This window comes from Solibacillus sp. FSL H8-0538 (genome assembly GCF_038003525.1).
In the GTDB taxonomy this organism is placed as follows: Bacteria; Bacillota; Bacilli; order Bacillales_A; family Planococcaceae; genus JBBOPI01.
Genome location: NZ_JBBOPI010000001.1, coordinates 3,164,306 through 3,180,000, shown reverse-complemented (window position 1 = coordinate 3,180,000; position 15,695 = coordinate 3,164,306). Strand labels below are relative to the sequence as shown.

At 43.8% G+C, this 15,695-nt stretch carries 15 protein-coding genes, 17 tRNA genes and 2 rRNA genes (1 of these 34 cut by a window edge); 32 read left to right on the top strand and 2 right to left on the bottom strand.

Features of this window, described 5'->3' with window-relative positions:
* The 20 genes from MHH87_RS15320 to MHH87_RS15225 form a co-directional block, all read left to right on the top strand.
* Window positions 1-2,701, top strand: a 23S ribosomal RNA gene (locus MHH87_RS15320); it begins 229 nt to the left of the window's first position.
* A gap of 143 nt (window positions 2,702-2,844) precedes the next feature.
* Window positions 2,845-2,960: ribosomal RNA gene (rrf, locus tag MHH87_RS15315) — 5S ribosomal RNA — on the top strand.
* 15 nt (window positions 2,961-2,975) lie between these two features.
* Window positions 2,976-3,050 (top strand) — tRNA-Asn (locus tag MHH87_RS15310).
* Between the two features lie 14 nt (window positions 3,051-3,064).
* Window positions 3,065-3,156, top strand: a tRNA-Ser gene (locus tag MHH87_RS15305).
* Between the two features lie 32 nt (window positions 3,157-3,188).
* A tRNA-Glu gene (locus tag MHH87_RS15300) sits at window positions 3,189-3,263 on the top strand.
* A gap of 24 nt (window positions 3,264-3,287) precedes the next feature.
* Window positions 3,288-3,363: transfer RNA gene (locus tag MHH87_RS15295), tRNA-Val, on the top strand.
* A 33-nt stretch (window positions 3,364-3,396) separates the two neighbouring features.
* Window positions 3,397-3,471 (top strand) — tRNA-Met (locus MHH87_RS15290).
* A gap of 4 nt (window positions 3,472-3,475) precedes the next feature.
* Window positions 3,476-3,551 (top strand) — tRNA-Asp (locus tag MHH87_RS15285).
* Window positions 3,552-3,579: 28 nt separating this feature from the next.
* A tRNA-Phe gene (locus MHH87_RS15280) sits at window positions 3,580-3,655 on the top strand.
* Between the two features lie 13 nt (window positions 3,656-3,668).
* Window positions 3,669-3,744: transfer RNA gene (locus tag MHH87_RS15275), tRNA-Thr, on the top strand.
* Window positions 3,745-3,761: 17 nt separating this feature from the next.
* A tRNA-Tyr gene (locus MHH87_RS15270) sits at window positions 3,762-3,845 on the top strand.
* Between the two features lie 7 nt (window positions 3,846-3,852).
* A tRNA-Trp gene (locus MHH87_RS15265) sits at window positions 3,853-3,926 on the top strand.
* A gap of 18 nt (window positions 3,927-3,944) precedes the next feature.
* Window positions 3,945-4,020, top strand: a tRNA-His gene (locus tag MHH87_RS15260).
* Window positions 4,021-4,065: 45 nt separating this feature from the next.
* Window positions 4,066-4,141, top strand: a tRNA-His gene (locus MHH87_RS15255).
* A 32-nt stretch (window positions 4,142-4,173) separates the two neighbouring features.
* Window positions 4,174-4,248, top strand: a tRNA-Gln gene (locus MHH87_RS15250).
* A gap of 14 nt (window positions 4,249-4,262) precedes the next feature.
* Window positions 4,263-4,337: transfer RNA gene (locus MHH87_RS15245), tRNA-Gly, on the top strand.
* A 7-nt stretch (window positions 4,338-4,344) separates the two neighbouring features.
* Window positions 4,345-4,418 (top strand) — tRNA-Cys (locus MHH87_RS15240).
* 51 nt (window positions 4,419-4,469) lie between these two features.
* Window positions 4,470-4,544, top strand: a tRNA-Gly gene (locus MHH87_RS15235).
* Between the two features lie 20 nt (window positions 4,545-4,564).
* Window positions 4,565-4,646 (top strand) — tRNA-Leu (locus tag MHH87_RS15230).
* Window positions 4,647-4,784: 138 nt separating this feature from the next.
* Window positions 4,785-5,747, top strand: a complete 963-nt coding sequence (locus tag MHH87_RS15225) for a tyrosine-type recombinase/integrase (protein WP_340750097.1) — start codon at window positions 4,785-4,787, stop codon at window positions 5,745-5,747.
* Between the two features lie 822 nt (window positions 5,748-6,569).
* Here MHH87_RS15225 and MHH87_RS15220 read toward each other — a convergent pair.
* The gene (locus MHH87_RS15220) at window positions 6,570-7,196 is read right to left on the bottom strand and encodes a hypothetical protein (protein WP_340750096.1); all 627 of its coding nucleotides are present in this window, start codon (window positions 7,194-7,196) and stop codon (window positions 6,570-6,572) included.
* Window positions 7,197-7,476: 280 nt separating this feature from the next.
* On the bottom strand, window positions 7,477-7,671 hold the full coding sequence (locus tag MHH87_RS15215; protein ID WP_340750095.1) for a helix-turn-helix domain-containing protein: 195 nt from the start codon (window positions 7,669-7,671) through the stop codon (window positions 7,477-7,479).
* 139 nt (window positions 7,672-7,810) lie between these two features.
* Here MHH87_RS15215 and MHH87_RS15210 point away from each other — a divergent pair, with 139 nt between their 5' ends.
* The 12 genes from MHH87_RS15210 (at window position 7,811) to MHH87_RS15155 (ending at window position 15,639) form a co-directional block, all read left to right on the top strand.
* Window positions 7,811-8,041 carry a hypothetical protein gene (locus tag MHH87_RS15210; RefSeq protein WP_340750094.1) on the top strand — a complete coding sequence of 77 codons (231 nt, stop codon included), beginning with the start codon at window positions 7,811-7,813 and terminating at the stop codon, window positions 8,039-8,041.
* 16 nt (window positions 8,042-8,057) lie between these two features.
* Complete coding sequence (locus MHH87_RS15205) at window positions 8,058-8,309, top strand: hypothetical protein (protein WP_340750093.1); 252 nt, start codon at window positions 8,058-8,060, stop codon at window positions 8,307-8,309.
* 45 nt (window positions 8,310-8,354) lie between these two features.
* The gene (locus tag MHH87_RS15200; RefSeq protein WP_340750092.1) at window positions 8,355-8,717 is read left to right on the top strand and encodes a hypothetical protein; all 363 of its coding nucleotides are present in this window, start codon (window positions 8,355-8,357) and stop codon (window positions 8,715-8,717) included.
* Between the two features lie 982 nt (window positions 8,718-9,699).
* Complete coding sequence (locus MHH87_RS15195; RefSeq protein ID WP_340750091.1) at window positions 9,700-10,653, top strand: DUF3102 domain-containing protein; 954 nt, start codon at window positions 9,700-9,702, stop codon at window positions 10,651-10,653.
* Between the two features lie 121 nt (window positions 10,654-10,774).
* Window positions 10,775-10,951 carry a hypothetical protein gene (locus MHH87_RS15190; RefSeq protein WP_340750090.1) on the top strand — a complete coding sequence of 59 codons (177 nt, stop codon included), beginning with the start codon at window positions 10,775-10,777 and terminating at the stop codon, window positions 10,949-10,951.
* Between the two features lie 3 nt (window positions 10,952-10,954).
* Complete coding sequence (locus tag MHH87_RS15185) at window positions 10,955-12,373, top strand: TOTE conflict system archaeo-eukaryotic primase domain-containing protein (RefSeq protein ID WP_340750089.1); 1,419 nt, start codon at window positions 10,955-10,957, stop codon at window positions 12,371-12,373.
* Between the two features lie 98 nt (window positions 12,374-12,471).
* Window positions 12,472-13,368 (top strand): hypothetical protein, encoded by an 897-nt coding sequence (locus MHH87_RS15180; RefSeq protein ID WP_340750088.1) that lies wholly within the window; start codon window positions 12,472-12,474, stop codon window positions 13,366-13,368.
* A 99-nt stretch (window positions 13,369-13,467) separates the two neighbouring features.
* Entirely contained in the window at window positions 13,468-13,698 is a 231-nt protein-coding gene (locus MHH87_RS15175; RefSeq protein ID WP_340750087.1) for a helix-turn-helix transcriptional regulator, read from the top strand.
* A 47-nt stretch (window positions 13,699-13,745) separates the two neighbouring features.
* Window positions 13,746-13,898 (top strand): hypothetical protein, encoded by a 153-nt coding sequence (locus MHH87_RS15170; RefSeq protein ID WP_340750086.1) that lies wholly within the window; start codon window positions 13,746-13,748, stop codon window positions 13,896-13,898.
* Window positions 13,873-14,451, top strand: a complete 579-nt coding sequence (locus tag MHH87_RS15165) for an HNH endonuclease (RefSeq protein WP_340750085.1) — start codon at window positions 13,873-13,875, stop codon at window positions 14,449-14,451. Before MHH87_RS15170 ends, MHH87_RS15165 begins: the two co-directional genes overlap by 26 nt.
* 76 nt (window positions 14,452-14,527) lie before the next feature.
* Window positions 14,528-15,283 (top strand): hypothetical protein, encoded by a 756-nt coding sequence (locus tag MHH87_RS15160; RefSeq protein ID WP_340750084.1) that lies wholly within the window; start codon window positions 14,528-14,530, stop codon window positions 15,281-15,283.
* Between the two features lie 53 nt (window positions 15,284-15,336).
* Window positions 15,337-15,639 carry a hypothetical protein gene (locus MHH87_RS15155; protein WP_340750083.1) on the top strand — a complete coding sequence of 101 codons (303 nt, stop codon included), beginning with the start codon at window positions 15,337-15,339 and terminating at the stop codon, window positions 15,637-15,639.
* Window positions 15,640-15,695 lie beyond the last annotated feature (56 nt).

Below are 15,695 nucleotides of genomic sequence, written 5' to 3'. Positions count from 1 at the left end.
ATTCGATTCCCTGAGTAGCGGCGAGCGAAACGGGAATAGCCCAAACCAAAGAGCTTGCTCTTTGGGGTTGTAGGACATTCTATACGGAGTTACAAAAGAATGAGCTAGACGAAGCGACTTGGAAAGGTCTGCCATAGCAGGTAATAGCCCTGTAGTCAAAAGTTCATTCCCTCTTGAATGTATCCTGAGTACGGCGGAACACGTGAAATTCCGTCGGAATCCGGGAGGACCATCTCCCAAGGCTAAATACTACCTAGTGACCGATAGTGAACCAGTACCGTGAGGGAAAGGTGAAAAGCACCCCGGAAGGGGAGTGAAATAGATCCTGAAACCGTGTGCCTACAAGTAGTTAGAGCCCGTTAATGGGTGATAGCGTGCCTTTTGTAGAATGAACCGGCGAGTTACGATTACGTGCGAGGTTAAGTTGATAAGACGGAGCCGCAGCGAAAGCGAGTCTGAATAGGGCGAATTAGTACGTGGTCGTAGACCCGAAACCAGGTGATCTACCCATGTCCAGGGTGAAGGTGAGGTAACACTTACTGGAGGCCCGAACCCACGCACGTTGAAAAGTGCGGGGATGAGGTGTGGGTAGCGGAGAAATTCCAATCGAACCTGGAGATAGCTGGTTCTCTCCGAAATAGCTTTAGGGCTAGCCTCGTGATTGAGAATACTGGAGGTAGAGCACTGTTTGGACTAGGGGGGCATCTCGCTTTACCGAATTCAGACAAACTCCGAATGCCAGATATTTATACACGGGAGTCAGACTGCGAGTGATAAGATCCGTAGTCAAAAGGGAAACAGCCCAGACCACCAGCTAAGGTCCCAAAGTAATCGTTAAGTGGAAAAGGATGTGGCGTTGCTTAGACAACCAGGATGTTGGCTTAGAAGCAGCCATCATTTAAAGAGTGCGTAATAGCTCACTGGTCGAGTGACGCTGCGCCGAAAATGTATCGGGGCTAAACGATTCACCGAAGCTGTGGATGCATACTTTGAGTATGCGTGGTAGGAGAGCGTTCTAAGTGCGCTGAAGTCAGACCGGAAGGACTGGTGGAGCGCTTAGAAGTGAGAATGCCGGTATGAGTAGCGAAAGACGGGTGAGAATCCCGTCCACCGTATGACTAAGGTTTCCTGAGGAAGGCTCGTCCGCTCAGGGTTAGTCGGGACCTAAGCCGAGGCCGATAGGCGTAGGCGATGGACAACAGGTTGATATTCCTGTACCACCTCCTCACCGTTTGAGAAATGGGGGGACGCAGTAGGATAGGGTAAGCGCGCCGTTGGTTGTGCGCGTCCAAGCAGTAAGGTGTGTATGTAGGCAAATCCGCATACTTTAACATTGAGCTGTGATGGCGAGTCCGTATGGACGAAGTTCCTGATTTCACACTGCCAAGAAAAGCCTCTATCGAGGTGAGAGGTGCCCGTACCGCAAACCGACACAGGTAGTCGAGGAGAGAATCCTAAGGTGTGCGAGAGAACTCTCGTTAAGGAACTCGGCAAAATGACCCCGTAACTTCGGGAGAAGGGGTGCTCTTGAGCGTGTTAAAGCGCATGAGAGCCGCAGTGAATAGGCCCAGGCGACTGTTTAGCAAAAACACAGGTCTCTGCAAAACCGTAAGGTGACGTATAGGGGCTGACGCCTGCCCGGTGCTGGAAGGTTAAGAGGAGTGGTTAGCGCAAGCGAAGCTGCGAATTGAAGCCCCAGTAAACGGCGGCCGTAACTATAACGGTCCTAAGGTAGCGAAATTCCTTGTCGGGTAAGTTCCGACCCGCACGAAAGGCGTAACGATCTGGGCACTGTCTCAACGAGAGACTCGGTGAAATTATAGTACCTGTGAAGATGCAGGTTACCCGCGACAGGACGGAAAGACCCCGTGGAGCTTTACTGTAGCCTGATATTGAATTTTGGTACAACTTGTACAGGATAGGTAGGAGCCAGAGATCCCGGAGCGCCAGCTTCGGAGGAGGCGTCGGTGGGATACTACCCTGGTTGTATTGAACTTCTAACCCATGCCCCTTAGCGGGGTAGGAGACAGTGTCAGGCGGACAGTTTGACTGGGGCGGTCGCCTCCTAAAGAGTAACGGAGGCGCCCAAAGGTTCCCTCAGAATGGTTGGAAATCATTCGTAGAGTGTAAAGGCATAAGGGAGCTTGACTGCGAGACCTACAAGTCGAGCAGGGTCGAAAGACGGGCTTAGTGATCCGGTGGTTCCGCATGGAAGGGCCATCGCTCAACGGATAAAAGCTACCCCGGGGATAACAGGCTTATCTCCCCCAAGAGTCCACATCGACGGGGAGGTTTGGCACCTCGATGTCGGCTCATCGCATCCTGGGGCTGTAGTCGGTCCCAAGGGTTGGGCTGTTCGCCCATTAAAGCGGTACGCGAGCTGGGTTCAGAACGTCGTGAGACAGTTCGGTCCCTATCCGTCGTGGGCGTAGGAAATTTGAGAGGAGCTGTCCTTAGTACGAGAGGACCGGGATGGACATACCGCTGGTGTACCAGTTGTCTTGCCAAAGGCATCGCTGGGTAGCTATGTATGGACGGGATAAGTGCTGAAAGCATCTAAGCATGAAGCCCCCCTCAAGATGAGATTTCCCATTACGCAAGTAAGTAAGATCCCTCAAAGACGATGAGGTAGATAGGTTCGAGGTGGAAGTGTGGCGACACATGGAGCTGACGAATACTAATCGATCGAGGACTTAACCACATTATTACATTATGAATTGCATTCAATGAACCGTTTATCCAGTTTTGAAAGAATAATTTCTTGATGAAATTACAAAAATATATTAAAAAACACTTGAAAAATTCTTCAGATGTGATATAATAATTATTGTCTTTCAAAAAAAGTCTAGTGATGATGGCAAAGAGGTCACACCCGTTCCCATACCGAACACGGAAGTTAAGCTCTTTAGCGCCGATGGTAGTTGGGGGCTTCCCCCTGTGAGAGTAGGACGTTGCTAGGCTTACAATTTAATTATTCCGAAGTAGCTCAGTGGTAGAGCATCCGGCTGTTAACCGGACGGTCGTAGGTTCGAGTCCTACCTTCGGAGCCATTCTTTCGAATCTTGGAGAGTTGTCCGAGCGGCCGAAGGAGCACGATTGGAAATCGTGTAGGCGGTTAACACTGCCTCAAGGGTTCAAATCCCTTACTCTCCGCCAGCCAAATTTAAACAACAAGAGATTACTTAAATGGCCCGTTGGTCAAGCGGTTAAGACACCGCCCTTTCACGGCGGTAACACGGGTTCGAATCCCGTACGGGTCACCATTTATTATATTTAACTAACCAGATGGAGGATTAGCTCAGCTGGGAGAGCACCTGCCTTACAAGCAGGGGGTCGGCGGTTCGAGCCCGTCATCCTCCACCATCTAATTTATTTACAAACATTAAATAGTATTGTCGCGGGGTGGAGCAGTGGTAGCTCGTCGGGCTCATAACCCGAAGGTCGTCGGTTCAAATCCGGCCCCCGCAACCAAAATGGTCCCGTGGTGTAGCGGTTAACATGCCTGCCTGTCACGCAGGAGATCGCCGGTTCGATCCCGGTCGGGACCGCCATCTTTTAAATAAGATACATAAAAAATATGGGTCAGTAGCTCAGTTGGTAGAGCATTAGATTGAAGCTCTAAGTGTCGGCGGTTCGATTCCGTCCTGACCCACCATATTTTTTAAAATGCCGGTGTAGCTCAGTTGGTAGAGCAACTGACTTGTAATCAGTAGGTCGAGGGTTCGACTCCTTTCGCCGGCACCATTTTTAATGATTTTCCTGGAGGGGTAGCGAAGTGGCTAAACGCGGCGGACTGTAAATCCGCTCCTTAGGGTTCGGCGGTTCGAATCCGTCCCCCTCCACCATTTTTACAGGGGCATAGTTTAACGGTAGAATAGAGGTCTCCAAAACCTTTGATGTGGGTTCGATTCCTACTGCCCCTGCCAATTTAAATATTAATAGTGGCGGTTGTGGCGAAGTGGTTAACGCACCTGATTGTGGTTCAGGCATTCGTGGGTTCGATTCCCATCAGTCGCCCCATTTTTTCTATTTAAATTTTTATAAGGTAACATATTTAACATCATGGCGGTTGTGGCGAAGTGGTTAACGCACCTGATTGTGGTTCAGGCATTCGTGGGTTCGATTCCCATCAGTCGCCCCATTAAATTTCAATAGTTAATTTTTATAACATGTTGGGGTATAGCCAAGCGGTAAGGCAACGGATTTTGATTCCGTCATGCCCTGGTTCGAATCCAGGTTCCCCAGCCATTTTATTTTATTAAGCGGAAGTAGTTCAGTGGTAGAACACCACCTTGCCAAGGTGGGGGTCGCGAGTTCGAACCTCGTCTTCCGCTCCAATTTCAAGGCGGCATAGCCAAGTGGTAAGGCACAGGTCTGCAACACCTCTACCACCGGTTCAAATCCGGTTGCCGCCTCCATTACTTAAATCGGTATAGCCGGTTTTTTTTATACCCATTTTTACGATCAGTGCGGAAGTAGTTCAGTGGTAGAACACCACCTTGCCAAGGTGGGGGTCGCGAGTTCGAACCTCGTCTTCCGCTCCAATTTTATGTGTAATATCTATGCCGGTATGGCGGAATTGGCAGACGCGCGCGACTCAAAATCGCGTTCCCTCGGGAGTACCAGTTCGACCCTGGTTACCGGTATCTAAAAACAGCGTTACAAAGGCGTTTCACACGTATGTGAAGCGTCTTTTTTTGCGTATAATGTGCGTAAAATTAGTCGTTTGCATTAGCGAGCATGGACCGTTTTTCTATTAACCAATAGAAAGGCGGTCTTTTTCTATGTCTAGGCGTAATAACGAGTTGAACGGGCGCGAACTCGATACGGTGAGTCGCTCGGTATCTAAGCAGGTTACATCGTTTGATGAGGCGTTTAAAGCGTTCTTAAAAGATGCTGAACGAAGGGGATTACGAGAATTTACGTTAATATTCTACCGCAAAGAATTAAATAGTTTTAGACGGTATTTAGAAATGCGCGATCACTCGCTGCTTATCCACGATATTACACGTAAGGATATTGATACGTTCGTGGTGGACATGCAGGCGGACAATCGTAAAACTACTACGATAAATTCACGGCTACGTGCGGTAAGAGCATTTTTTAATTGGCTCGTTGATAACAAGTATTTAGCTGACGGTGAGATAGCGAAAATTTCGTTACTCAAAGACCGTAAAAACAATATTGAAACATTTACGGTTAAGCAATTACACGCACTACTTAACGCAACTGATAAGCGTACGTTTACAGGGCAGCGCGATTACACGTTTTTATTACTACTATTAGAAACGGGAATCCGGCTCAATGAAGCAACGGGAATTTTAGTTGAGGACGTTAAGTTGTCGGAGGGATTAATTTTTATACGGAATACAAAGAACCATTATCATCGCTATGTACCGATTCAAGCGAAGATGAAAGAGCAAATTAGACGGTATTTACGGTTAAGAGGGACAGCGGAGACTGATGCGTTATTTGTCACGTTAGATGGAACGGCAATGACACGTAGCACCTTACAGAAAATCGTAGGAAAGTACGGCAATCTAGCGGACATTAAAGGCGTTCGTTGTTCACCTCATACCCTACGCCATACGTTCGCCAAAATGAGCGTAATGAACGGTGCTGGCATATTCGAGTTACAGAAAATACTCGGACACTCGACGATGGAAATGGTCAAAACCTACGTAAATCTATTTTCAACGGAAGTTCACGATAAGCACCGAGAATTTAGTCCGTTAAATAATCTTTAAAAATAGAAAAAGCCGGATGCGCTAACATCCGACCTTAACTGAATACAACTACCGGAAATCGATAGCGTGTATACACCAATACTGCTATTGTACAGCTATTGCGAAAAAAATTCAATCGTATGGCTTATTTAAGTGTGCCTATTTTTCCGGTAGTTGCAACGTGGAAACCTAGTAATACGTTGTAAAACTAACCTTGACCGGTTATGACGTTCCCGCCGCAAACAAACGTCTAGCACTCTATACGCGAGTTCCTTGTTTCTCGTTGAGTGTGAATGTGGTTGACGCACATAATCGGTCAGGGTGGAAGGTCTGATATGCTACGGCATAGCAAGATACGTCACACAAAGCACTCTACGACAAATCGTAGTTTCGCTTAACTATTGGGGCAGAAGTGAATAGTAGACGTATCGAACGAAAGTTCACATTTAAACAGGGGCATACGAATACGCGACGCTTGACCGAGGATTCATGAAATATGTGAATGGTTGTCTATGTCTATGATTCTATTTTATGATTCATAGACGTAGGCAATCATTTTCAGCGCCAAACCGCTCTACTTTCCCTCGGCTTCATGATGTGGTAAGCCCTAAATTACGTCAAGCGTAAAGTACATAAAAATCGAAGAATATACGTGATTTTATGTGAAATACGATGCAACTGACGGTATAACTGTCAGCAAACATCGGAGAAACTGACGCATGTCAGAAAACAACTAGTCGCGTTTAAGCCGTTAACTGACACGTGTCAGACGAAAATGTCAGATGTTTTTGTACGGGAAGTATGCGTAATTCTGACGCATGTCAAATTGGGAAAACGGTTAACCTAATCCCGCCATTTGTTCAGATAATCGACCAACGTATCATGCACAGAAACAGCGCTGTCTTTTACTTCGTTGAATATATACGTCAGAAGGGCGAGCCATGAGATTTTTTCGTCATATGGATTGTTGATATTGAGGTAGCGGATAACTTTACGGAGTTCTTTCATGCGATTGTCGTCAAGTGTATAGGCGAGGTGTTTTTCCAGGTATGCGTTGATAAAGTCGTTATCTTTAATACTGGCTTCGAGTAGCAATGCAGTTGCGCGTGAAGGTGTTACGCCAAGTGCGAAGGCGAGGGTGCTTATATTTTCATAGTCAAACGCTTTAAAACGTATGCCGATCCTTTCTTTAGCGGTCATGATGGACATGCGTTGCACCGATGGATTGTCGAGCCGTCCAATATACATCGTGTTCTGAAATTGAACGCTCCTTTTGAAGTGCTGCGATAATTCGTCGAGCACTTTTTTTGACATTAAACCATGAATACAAGTCTCCTCACAAATCGTTTTAACGGGCCTGTCAATGATGTAACTGATTCGATAAATCACGTCTTTTAACGATATTGAAATAGTTGGCTGCACATCGCGTTTTTTATCAATTCGAGGCTTTTTTAGTCCCCTACCCTTCAATCGGTCTCCCCCAATGTAGATTTATGTTTGTGACACTGTCATTACGTTATGGCTTTAAGATACGCTTGCGGTGGGGGCTTTATGTATAGAATTTGAAGAACTGGTAACACTTCGGTTATAGCAATATAGCAAAGAGGTGTATAAATGGAGAAGTCTAAGAAGGAACGCGCTACAGAAGAAGCACGCAAGATAATCGAACATGCACGTAAAATTGGCGTACCATTAGAAAAGAAAAAGCAAAAGAAAAAAGCGTAGGCTACGATGCCTTACGCTTTATTTTTTATTTTTCTTTAAATTGTACAATTAATTCTAAGCCTAATACTTCGGCAATCTTCTCTAAATCAGCCACTGTATAACTTCCGTTCTTCATCTTCTTAGATAAATTAGATTGAGTAGTATCTATTTTCTCTGCTAATTGTGTTGCTGTCATATCTCTTTCTACTAATAACATTTTAATCTTCTTTGTAATATTCATATCGGTTCATCCTTTTTATGTAGTTTTTTATAATATATCATAATTTATGAATTAAATTCATGTTTTATATTGACTTAGTCATATTATTCATTTAATATGAATTTAAGGAATAATTAATGAGTGATAGGGGTGAGCCGACATGAAATGTAGAACAGCAGCACCTGTGCCAATGCGAAAGCAGGACATTGATCGCGAACTTACTAAAGGTTATATTCGCTTGCTGACGCAACAGACGGTACACACAGTAAAAAAGATTGACGCGTTCTTCTTTGGACCAAACGGAGAAGATGCGAAACTTAGACATTGGTATTACGTAGCGACAGCGCTTTGCTTAGCAATAGGTATGTTCATATTCGTATCAATTAACTAATTAGGGGGTTTTACAGATGAATCAAACGATTGAGCATGTAATTTTAGATGACGATGGATATTCAGTAACGATGGTAACGACGGAATTACTGCCAGGTGTGCAGCTGATTGTCTGCGAAGATGAATGTGAGGCTACGTTAATGATTAATGACCGGGATATCAATCTAGTTTATACGGCAGAATTAGCAAGTATCATAGGGAATCTCATCGACTACACAGCGGAGCAACTACTTATGGTATTGGCGAAAGTTGATCGTTTAGCTTCGTAATACGAAATTTTTATACCACATCTGAAAACGTTAGGGGGAAAAGATATGTGTGAATATCACTCAAAGTTTAACGGATTATTGTCGGAATTAAATAACCAACGAGGCGTACTGACTAGGGAACTGTCTCGTTTGGATAAGTATATTAGTAGAATGTATCACGACTTAGAGGGAATTGATCCATCGGGAGAATACGCTTTAAGCTATGTTGCGCAATTACATGACGTACTAAAAAAACGTAGAGTAGTGAAGGATGAAATGGCGCGATTAGATGCTGTTTTAAATCCACTACGTAATGTAGTCGGGGAAATTGATACGTCGGTAAGCAATCGTAAAAAGGTAAGCAACCGCTGGAGAAGAGATTTTAAGATGACGCTTACTTTAGAGGAAGTAATAACGGCTTCTAATTAATCACCGGGCGGTATATTTGGGAGAACTATAAGTGAACTCACTCGCACCATCGAGTCGATTCGCCAAACATACGCTAGAGTCAGCGCCAACTTACTTTAGCAAACGAATACGAAGGATCATTGCGCCAACAATGGTCATTAAAAGCTAGGTGCGCCAACGCCTAGCTTTTTATTTATCGAAGAAACAAACGTACTGCACATCGTTTTGCCTTGCTAGAGGGCGCTCACAGGCGTTCTACTACCGAAGGTGACGTGTTTATCATGGAAGGGATTGTGGCGCTAAATCAAACGGAATTACACGCGTACATTTTACGATATAGTTCGTAGGTATATTGACATATTTTAAATTAATTACGAAATTTCGTTGCTCGGGAGGGTACTTTACTCCCCAATGTAGAGTAAGGAGGAGATGATATGCAAGTAATCGACTATCGTACGACCAAATTCGTAATGCTTCCGCAATTTATTTTCGTGAAAGTGCGCCGACCATAAAATTTTTCTATATTAGATAAGTAGAAGGAGAAGTAGTCGATTATTTTGCAGTTGCCTATAATGTCACAATTTCGTCATAAGGTGGCTGTGCAAAAGTGTGCGAAACTGAAAATTTATGTATATAAGTCAGTAGGGAAAAGTTCTCTAAGAAATAGCTGTGCAATAGTGTTACAAAAATTGAGGTTCAAGTTCGTTATGTATAGTAACTGAAAGTTTTTTCGTAAATTTGTCTCAAAATCCGAAATTTCGGCGCATTGGTCAGTAAAGGGATTAAAAATGACGCAATTAAATCGGGTATATATGAATAGGACGATAACTGTACCTATAAGGAGTGTCCGCTTTTTCCGATTTTACGGGGGAGATAGAGTAGGACAGAGTTTTTTGAAAATGTCCCAATTTGGGAATGAAAATCAGTAATTAATAGTAGGAAGGTAATTCCGTCGAGTATCGGCGTGAGATACAGCAAATAATCAGCAAAGGGAGAGTTTTATATGCAACTTACATCAACTGAAAAAATCGAAAAGCTACCATTAGACTTATGTTCGAATGAGGCCGCAATCCGAAAGAACATGCGTAAGGCTGGCGAAGCAATCTTCGAGATAGGTAAGCACTTGAAGCATGTAAAGGAAAGCGTCATTGAATCGGGCAAATGGACGGAATGGCTACAGTCGATGGATATTGAGCCACGCCAAGCACAACGTTTCATCCAGGTTTATACGGAATTGAGTGAACATGCGTCAGCGCTGTCGGGTCAGTCGCTTACTAAATTGCTGACACTTGCGCAGATTTCTAGCACAGTTGGCGATATTGCGGAAGTAATTGAGAAGTCTCATACTTTGCCGGGCGGCCAAACAAAGACAATAGACGAAATGACCTCGCGCGAATTGGATGACTTAAAGAAGCGTCTAGCGAAAAGTGAGTCCGATGTTACCGAATTACTAGAACAGACATACGCTCTTGAAGGACAGGTCGAATCAGCTCAAAAGAGTGAGCGGATAGCAATTAGTCAATTGGAACAAGCGTTGGAACAGGAGCCGGAAATTATCGAAGTCATTCCCGAAGAAATGCAGCGCAAGTATGAAGAAATGGTTGCAGACAGTCGTCAGATGGAGCAGTCACTGGCGCACACATATGAAAGAATCGCACACCTCGAAAAATTAGAGAAGGTAGTTCGTTCGCAAGAAGAATCTCCTATGTACGATTTAACGCGATCATTACAAACTGTTAATCGTTATTTCGACACATTTACAGCGACACAGGGCTTTATGGAGACGGCAATAGCGAGTGCAGAGCAGACAACGGTCGATGCGTTGGAGACGCAATTTAAGAGTGTGCAAGCACGGATGGGAATTATACAGGCTGAAATAGACGCACGGAAAGGGATTGTAACGATTGATTGTAAAATTATTGACGGTGATTTTATAGGAGGTAAGGTGGGCGCGTGAAACTGAAATCCGTCTCATCAGCAGCAAGCTATACACACAGCCTTTCTCTCACTACCAATAGCTTCTCCTTAATATAAATAGTTATTAAGTTCAAAAAGGGACACTTTAGGAGGTAGATTAAATGACAGACACTAAATGTATTTTATCCTTACGAATAGCCCGAGCATTGTTAAATAGGGGTTGCCAACTAATTGACGTAGACACATCGAGCAAACGCGCAGGAAACATCGTATTCATTTTCAAACGTGACGAACAATTTGACCGTAAACTAGCGGAATTATCAAGTAAGGGGCGATGAATATTGAAACGACAGAAACCGAACGACACTATCGCAAAATTGAACGAACTTTACGTATCAACTCGCAGAAAATATATTATCCAAACTGCGCTCGGATATAGCACGCTCAATAAAGACAAGTCGCCTACCGTTTGGGCCTTGAATGATTACATGCTTACTCGTCACCTGGAAGGTGTAAACACTTACGGAATTTTTAACGCTAATACAGTCAATAAGTTCATTACATTCGATATTGATTACGCAGATAACCGCGATATGGCGCGTTGGGCTACTTATAAAATTATCGATGCGCTAGAAAACGAGTTTCATATATCGCGTAAAGATATACACGTATCATTCAGCGGAAACAAAGGCTATCACGTTGATTTATTTTTCGATAAAGCGATTAAGCTAACGGATTCCAAATCGTTTTATCATGCGGTATTAGCTGTTGCGGATTTAGAAAGTAATAACGTCGAATTTCGTCCAACGTACACACAGGCGGTTAAGATTCCGCTGGGCATACACCAAAAGACGGACTCTCGTTGTTGGTTCGTAGATAACGTGACGCTAGAGCTGATTGAATCGTTCGACTATCTTAATGAAGTTGAACCGATGGATCACGCGATTATTCTTGACGCATTAATCGAAATTACGCCCGAGCAGCTAGCCGAGTTCGACCAGGTAAGAGAGCGGACAAACGTCGATATTACAGTCGTCACGGAATCGCAGGCATTTTCGAAAGTAACGGATATTTTGAAAGCCGGCCGTTTGCTCGGAAGTAACACTCGCCATGAAACAACGGTATTACTCGCAGCGTTTTGCAATACGCAAGGTTACGAGCAAGACGACGCTATCGATTTAATTTTAGGCGTATTACACGCAACGCCAGCCGATTATTTCAGCGAAGGTAGCAAGCCGGAAATGTGGGAGAAAGAAGCGCGCCGTATCGTTAAGCTAGCGTTCGGCAACGATTACAAGCTAGGTAACGCAGATAAGACCGTCACCATTTATAAATCGGAGATACTTGCGGTATTGAGTGTCGGAACATTCCGACAGAAACAGCTAGCCTATGCGATGCTAGTAACGTCCAAGCGATACGGAGAAACGTTCTATTTAACGATGTCTACCGCTATGCGAATGGTCGGTACAAATGCGCGAGATACAGTAAATAGGGCGATAAAAAAGCTAGTAGAGGTCCGATTTATCGAATATGCCCGCAAAGGTGAACTGGATAAGGCTAAAAGTCGGGAAAGTGGTCACGCGTTTTATAAGCCGAACCGGTATCGAATATTAATTGAAAAGCCGTGTGCAAACGAGCAAGGAATCGAGGTTACAGACGCTCAATCATTAGTCGACGTTTCCTACTTGCTATTGTCGGAGAGAGAACTGCGACGAGTAGTAACGCGTAAGGAGTTTACGGGACGTTGGAGTCGGTGTTAGCGCTACTCCCAATACTCCTAATATATATAGTTATTAAGTTCAAAAAGGGACACTTTAAACCTAACGATAAAACCAAAACCACAAAAGGGGACGATTTAATGGCTACAACCAACGAAACGAAACAAGAACTAGACGAAAAACGCATGTCTAGTATGTATCAGATTTCACGTGCGGAAGCGAAAGTACAACTCGCAATTTACGACGTGTGGTACAAGCACTATACAAACGATAAGGTTACTACTAAGTATCGCAATGACATGGCAAGGGTGTTTAATGCGTTGTGGGCAGATGCTACAGAAATTAAAGTTGATAAGCCGTTCTTACGTCATCCAGCGACGCGATTAAAAGATTTCAGTCGAGGCTATACGATAGCAGAAGTATTAGCGGATTTTATCATGAGAATTAAAGCGGCAGAAGAAAAGCACGAAGATTATCCGGTACATGGAGTCGATAAGGTACTACGTGACAACGCGAAAGACAGAAAACGACTTGTCGGCATTTATTCGCAAGATGAAAGTGACCGTGATTCCGCAGAGGATTTCGATCATTTGCGTAAATACAGACTACCGAAACAGACGACCATGTCAGCGTATGATATGTCGGAGTTTAGCGTTGTTCAGCAACAATCAGCCGTAGGTGAGCGAGTAATTGAAAGCGATGCAGACGGAGTGTCCCCGATGGATATTCGGAAATTTAAGCGGGTGCTACTTCGGGAGAAGTCGAAAGCTAAAGGATATGCACGCTTGTATGCTAACGATGGATACGATTACGACGATGCTTTGCGCCGTATTAGACGCCTTGACGTTAAAAGGGTGCGAGAGTGCATTGAATGTGGCGAAGTATTCTACGCTCACGATAATAGACGTTATGTTTGCGACTTGCAGCATGGCAGAGTACAGGACAAAGTAACGTGTGAATGGAAACGATCAACACAGTCACATTGTGAAGTAGAAAATGCGAAAATACGTTCGAAAAAACAACGAGAAAGTGCATAGTTACTGTATTGGATGTCCATATAGAAGTATAAGGGGCAATAGCCCGTATTTATTTTTGGGTAACATGTGAGTAAACGATAGTAAAAGGAGGATAACAGTATGACCGGTGAACAGTTAAAGGAATTAAGAGGGACTTTAGGTGTGTCACAAAAGGATTTCGCTAAGATGGTCGGAGTAGGTTACAGCACAATCTCTAATATCGAGAGTGGCGCGCGAACTATGAGTTTATTAACTCGGGCTAAGATAGTGCAAAAAATTGAGTTTGACGAAGGTTTATTTATTTTTGCGGACAAATCAAGAAAATTAACTAAACTTATCCATAATAAATAATAACATGAATCTTGTCAAAAGTAAAGCGTTTTTGAGGAGGTGAGCGAGTGAATGAGCGGCTAAGGCTATTAATTTTGTATCTAAATGCTTTGGCAGAAGTCCAATCGGCGGGCGTAAAGGTACGCGATGAAATACTGCAAACTATTAAAACGATTGAGGGAGAGATTGAGAGATATGGAAAAACAGACACTAGAAAGTAAAAAAGTATGTAGGCACTGTCATATAGAGAAGCCACTAAGTCAATTTGAAGCACAAAAGCGTAATAAAGATGGTCATACAAATCGTTGCAAATCTTGCCGTTGTAAGCACAGGTACGAGAGCGGGGCCTATCAACGTGAACGAGAGCGTAAGCACAGTTACCGATCAAATAGGCCAACATACTACACTGACGAAATTGTTCAACGCATGATGTCAGCCACACATTGCGTCTATTGTGGTGAGGAAGGAAATCGTATCAATGGCGACGCTAATGAACTTGTAATGGACCATGTTTACCATGTTGGCGGAAACGCAGGGCACAACATTGACGACAATATCGTTGCTTGTCATCGCGGTTGTAATACGTCAAAAGGGCGTTTACATGTTTACGACTTCTATCAGTCTAGTGAACGTTTTACAGATGACTTGTGGCATGAATTTGTTAAGCAATTTGCTAGTCGTTTATTAAATCGTGAGCCTACGCCAAGCGAAATCGAAGCATGGAAACAAGGCTTTGCAGATGAAGCGTTCGAATTAACGACGGAGGTTAAATAATGCGATTCGCTACCGCTTGAAATTTCGGAGTTAGAACAAATTATAAAACTATTAAAAACAAAGGGGATTAAACAAAATGACAAAATTAATCGAGAAAATGCAGGAACTAGCAACAGGTGCGTACGAGATCAAATCAAACCAAACTGTTAAATTAGCGTCAGAATTAAAGGCGATTATTCGCGAGGAAGAAGATAGAATCCGACGTAATGAAGAATGGACGCCTGGTGCAAAAGCGAAACGTATTGACGCGATGAAGGCTGAATACAAAAAGCAAGCATTAGCGAACGCTGCTCAAATGAGAAAAGACTATCTTGCATATGCACAGCAAGCGCGCGATATTGCGTTGCAAATTAAGACAACCGATTTCGAAGCGCCGAAGGATGCGGCTTTCGTAAAATTGTTCTCCCAAGAACTAGCCGACGTTAAAGCGAAAGCATTGATCGGATTAAACGTTGGTTCTTCTATTAAAGCAGTTGACGCGTTCATTCAGCGTTACGGAAACGAACCATATTTCGCGCAGCAGATTAAAAATGAATTTCCTGCAATCGCAGGTAGCATATTAGCCTCGAATGGTACGTCAGAACACCGTTTGTCGCTAGGGAAATTATTAGAACGTATTGAGAAGAAAACATTAACGCCTGAGATTGAGGTAGCAAATCAGACGTTAGCGTATTTTGAAAATGCAGAAACAACGCCTATTTTCTTAGCAGGTACAGCAATTACTGACTCCATTTTCCGAGCAGTACGATTAGACGCAGATAAACTAAACGATCCCGAGAAATATTTAGAAACACCGGGGCAAGAGGAAACAACGGAATCGGCGCAGCAATAAGCGCCTTCTTTTCCGCAATAATTAAAAACTAAAAACGAATGGAGACGATTTATATGGCAATGGTTTTTCAGATAAGTGGGGACGGTACACTAATTTTTAAAGGTGACGAGAAAGTAATCGAGAAAGCAGGCGAGTTCGACGTTTCATCGGTCGACGTAAGTCGATATCGTGCAGACGCAGGGGCTTTATCTAGGTTATTTAACGACGCAGAATCGCGAGGAAAAGAAAAGGCGCAGGAGTATGTAGCGTTGAAAGCTAAATTTATCGAGCGACAAGCGTTGATTCAGCTTGAACGCAACAAACCGAAAGTATCTCACGCACCAGCAATCTCAACGGCGGCCATCCGAGGTTTATAACGCATAAGTAACGCATGCACTAGCGGGTTTAACTACTCGCCGGTGCTATTTAATAT

Bases quoted from the DNA above. Each gene is read 5' to 3' on its own strand.
- MHH87_RS15225 (WP_340750097.1), top strand. From the start codon at position 4,785: ATGTCTAGGCGTAATAACGAGTTGAACGGGCGCGAACTCGATACGGTG.
- MHH87_RS15215 (WP_340750095.1), bottom strand. From the start codon at position 7,671: ATGAATATTACAAAGAAGATTAAAATGTTATTAGTAGAAAGAGATATG.
- MHH87_RS15210 (WP_340750094.1), top strand. From the start codon at position 7,811: ATGAAATGTAGAACAGCAGCACCTGTGCCAATGCGAAAGCAGGACATT.
- MHH87_RS15205 (WP_340750093.1), top strand. From the start codon at position 8,058: ATGAATCAAACGATTGAGCATGTAATTTTAGATGACGATGGATATTCA.
- MHH87_RS15200 (WP_340750092.1), top strand. From the start codon at position 8,355: ATGTGTGAATATCACTCAAAGTTTAACGGATTATTGTCGGAATTAAAT.
- MHH87_RS15195 (WP_340750091.1), top strand. From the start codon at position 9,700: ATGCAACTTACATCAACTGAAAAAATCGAAAAGCTACCATTAGACTTA.
- MHH87_RS15190 (WP_340750090.1), top strand. From the start codon at position 10,775: ATGACAGACACTAAATGTATTTTATCCTTACGAATAGCCCGAGCATTG.
- MHH87_RS15180 (WP_340750088.1), top strand. From the start codon at position 12,472: ATGGCTACAACCAACGAAACGAAACAAGAACTAGACGAAAAACGCATG.
- MHH87_RS15175 (WP_340750087.1), top strand. From the start codon at position 13,468: ATGACCGGTGAACAGTTAAAGGAATTAAGAGGGACTTTAGGTGTGTCA.
- MHH87_RS15165 (WP_340750085.1), top strand. From the start codon at position 13,873: ATGGAAAAACAGACACTAGAAAGTAAAAAAGTATGTAGGCACTGTCAT.
- MHH87_RS15160 (WP_340750084.1), top strand. From the start codon at position 14,528: ATGACAAAATTAATCGAGAAAATGCAGGAACTAGCAACAGGTGCGTAC.
- MHH87_RS15155 (WP_340750083.1), top strand. From the start codon at position 15,337: ATGGCAATGGTTTTTCAGATAAGTGGGGACGGTACACTAATTTTTAAA.